The 3,343-nt window shown below is 47.4% G+C and carries 3 protein-coding genes; all 3 read left to right on the top strand.

Annotation, left to right across the window (positions count from 1 at the left end):
- Positions 1-1,304: ABC transporter substrate-binding protein (locus STRDD11_RS14575; protein WP_241209400.1), on the top strand; the 1,304-nt coding region annotated here is incomplete at its 5' end.
- Between the two features lie 217 nt (positions 1,305-1,521).
- The gene (locus STRDD11_RS09760; protein ID WP_128837167.1) at positions 1,522-2,379 is read left to right on the top strand and encodes a GNAT family N-acetyltransferase; all 858 of its coding nucleotides are present in this window, start codon (positions 1,522-1,524) and stop codon (positions 2,377-2,379) included.
- Positions 2,380-2,516: 137 nt separating this feature from the next.
- Positions 2,517-3,343: LysR family transcriptional regulator (locus STRDD11_RS09755; protein WP_164828476.1), on the top strand; the 827-nt coding region annotated here is incomplete at its 3' end.

The following is a 3,343-nucleotide window of genomic DNA, read 5'->3' as shown; positions in this document are numbered from 1 at the left end:
TGACCTCCAAATCAGTCATGGAATTCGTCAAAAACGAAAATTACTACGATAAGGACAGTGTCAGTCTGGACAGTATCAAGCTGACTTATTATGATGGTACGGACCAAGAAGCACTGGTTCGCAGCTTTAGCGACGGTGTCTACAGCACTGCCCGCCTCTATCCAAACAGCTCTGGCTTTGCTTCTGTTAAGAAGCAGTATGGTGACAATATTGTCTACAGCCCGCAGGATTCGACTTCTTATTACTATAATTTCAATTATAATCGTCAATCCTATAATCATACCAGCAAAACGACAGATGCTCAAAAGTCTGCTGTTAATAAGGCTGTTATGAATAAAGATTTCCGTCAGGCTGTCAACTTTGCCTTTAACCGCACTACTTATGGAGCGCAGGGGAATGGCGAAGACGGAGCAACTAAGATCCTGAGAAACTCTCTGGTGCCTCCGACCTTCGTTCAAATCGGCGACAAGGACTTCGGTCAGGTCGTCTCAGAAAAGCTGGTCAACTACGGAACAGAATGGCAGGGAGTGGACCTGTCGGATGCTCAGGATGCTTACTACAATCCTGACAAGGCTAAGGCTAAATTTGCTCAGGCCAAAGAAGCTCTGCAGGCTGAGGGTGTTGAGTTTCCGATTCATCTGGATATGCCGGTCGATCAATCAAGCACCATCGGTGTTCAGTGGGCAAGTTCTCTGAAGCAGTCTATTGAGTCAACTCTGGGTGCAGAGAATGTTGTCATTGACCTGCAGAAGATGAGCTCAGATGATTACAATAATATTACTTATTTTGCCAATTCCGCAGCGCAGAAGGACTATGACCTGGCAGAAGGCGGCTGGATTGGAGACTATCAGGATCCATCGACTTATCTGGATGTGCTGAATATCAAGAGCGGCGCCAATCTGAAAAGCTTTGGTTTTGATCCGGGACAGGATAATGCCAAGCTCAAAGAGTTAGGTCTGGATGCTTACACCAAGATGCTGGAGGAAGCGAATGCTGAAACCAGCAATGTTCAGAATCGCTACGAAAAATATGCAGAGGCAGAGGCGTGGCTGCTGGACAATGGGCTGATTATGCCGACAGTCTCTCAGGGTGCAGCACCGTCTGTGACTAAGATTGTGCCTTTCAGCAGGACCTATTCGGCGGTCGGTATCAAGGGTTCAAGCTATAACTTCAAGCTGACCAAGCTTCAGTCGGATGTCGTGACGACCAAAGACTACGAAGAAGCTAAAAAGAAATGGAAAGAAGAAACTACCAAAACAAATCAGAAAGCTCAGGAAGAGCTGGCTGACCATGTTGAAAAATAAGGAAGAAGTCATAGTGACTCAGGGGCTGGAAATTTCTCCAGTCCCTTTTCTTAGACATCTTTGTCTGACAGAGGATTTATGGTAAAATAATAGTCAATGACCATCGTCAGCAAACTAAAAACTGGGCTGCAGACAGGACGCTGACCTAGTTTGACTTTCTTTGAGGACCAAGAGATTTTTGATGAGTCTGAAAACAAAAATGCAAGGAAGTAAAGAAATGAAAGTGAATATTTATACGAAGCTGCCTGATAAAGAAAAACAGGAGTTGTTCGAGCTGGTTCAAATCTGCAATCAAACAGATGGCGGCTGCCGTCTGCCCTATCTGGACAATAATTACAATGCAGATCCGACAATGCCGGCTTTTTTCTTGGCGGAGATGGACGGCCAAGCGGTCGGCTTTCTGTCCGTCTATGCGGATGAGCCGGGGGAGGCAGAAGTTTCTCTCTATGTCCTGCCGGCCTATCGGCGTCAGGGCATAGCCAATCAGCTCTTGAAGGCTTTTTCTAAGATGGCGGATGAGTATGGTTTGAGCGAGATTGAGTATGTGGCGGAGTTGGCTTTTTTGGCGGCTCATCCAGCCTTTGCCCAGAGATTCAGCTATTTAGCAGATGAAGCAGAAATCTGGCTGACCCAAGCTGCAGGGAGTTTTGCTATAGAGGAGAGGGAAGGAGTCGAGGTCTTGCTGGGAAGTCTGGATTTGGCAGAAGAAATCGCAGCCTTTCAGTCCCGGGTTTTTGAGACGCCGCTGGATGTGGCTCTGAAATACGCCAGAGAAGCTGTTAGCAGTGCCTCCAGTCTGCTCTATATCCTGAAAAAAGATGGTCGTCTTGTGGCTTCAGTATCGGTTGATACGGATTTTGGGACCAATTATTTCTTTGGATTGGCAGTGGCGCAAGATTTTCAAGGGCAAGGTCTGGGCAGTCATCTGCTGCTTGCCAGTATGCAGGACCTGGCCGAGCGCAATGGACAGGAATTTCAAATTGTCGTCGAAAAGCAGAATACTGGCGCCTTGAAACTTTATAAAAAACTGGGCTTCACAGAGAAGACAGAGGTTGTCTATCTGACAGAGAAGTAGGGAGGAGTTTTGCGGGACTCTGAAGCTGTCTGTCTGGTTGGGGATTTGTTACATAGAAGCAGCCGATTACAACTGCTTTCTTTCGTTCTGTCTGGGTTTATGGTATAATGAGACGATATGTAAAGAAGGAAAATAGTATGAATATTCAACAATTGCGTTATGTGGTCGCTATTGCCAACAGCGGGACCTTCCGTGAAGCGGCGGAAAAAATGTATGTCAGCCAGCCCAGCCTCTCGATCTCTGTCCGGGATTTGGAAAAAGAACTCGGTTTCAAGATTTTCCGCCGGACCAGCAGCGGGACCTTTCTGACCCGCCGGGGCATGGAATTTTACGAAAAAGCGCAGGATTTGGTCAAGGGCTTTGATGTCTTTCAAAATCAATATGCCAATCCGGAAGAGGAAAAGGACGAATTTTCCATCGCCAGCCAGCACTATGACTTTCTGCCGCCTTTGATGACAGAGTTTTCGCAGAAATATCCTGAGTACAAGAATTTCCGGATATTTGAGTCAACCACGGTGCAGATCTTGGATGAGGTGGCTCAGGGGCACAGCGAAATCGGGATTATTTACCTCAATAATCAGAACAGCAAGGGCATTATGCAGCGGGTGGATAAGCTGGGGCTGGAGGTCATTGAGCTCATTCCCTTCCAAACCCACATTTACCTGCGGGAAAAGCATCCCCTGACGGCTAAAGAGGAGCTGGTCATGGCGGATTTGGCGGATCTGCCGACGGTGCGCTTCACTCAGGAAAAGGACGAGTATCTCTATTACTCTGAGAACTTTGTGGATACCAGCGACAGCTCGCTGATGTTTAATGTGACGGATCGGGCAACGCTCAATGGTATTTTGGAGCGGACGGATGCCTATGCGACCGGGTCAGGCTTTTTGGACAGCGACAGTGTTAATGGCATTACGGTTATCAAGCTCCGTGACAATCTGGACAACCGCATGGTCTACGTCAAACG

The organism is Streptococcus sp. DD11, from assembly GCF_001578865.1.
Lineage (GTDB): Bacteria > Bacillota > Bacilli > Lactobacillales > Streptococcaceae > Streptococcus > Streptococcus panodentis.
Note: the sequence above shows the minus strand (reverse complement) of the source record. Positions and strands in the feature narration are given on the sequence as shown.

Coding starts and splice junctions, on each gene's coding strand:
- STRDD11_RS09760 (WP_128837167.1), top strand. CDS start 1,522: ATGAAAGTGAATATTTATACGAAGCTGCCTGATAAAGAAAAACAGGAG.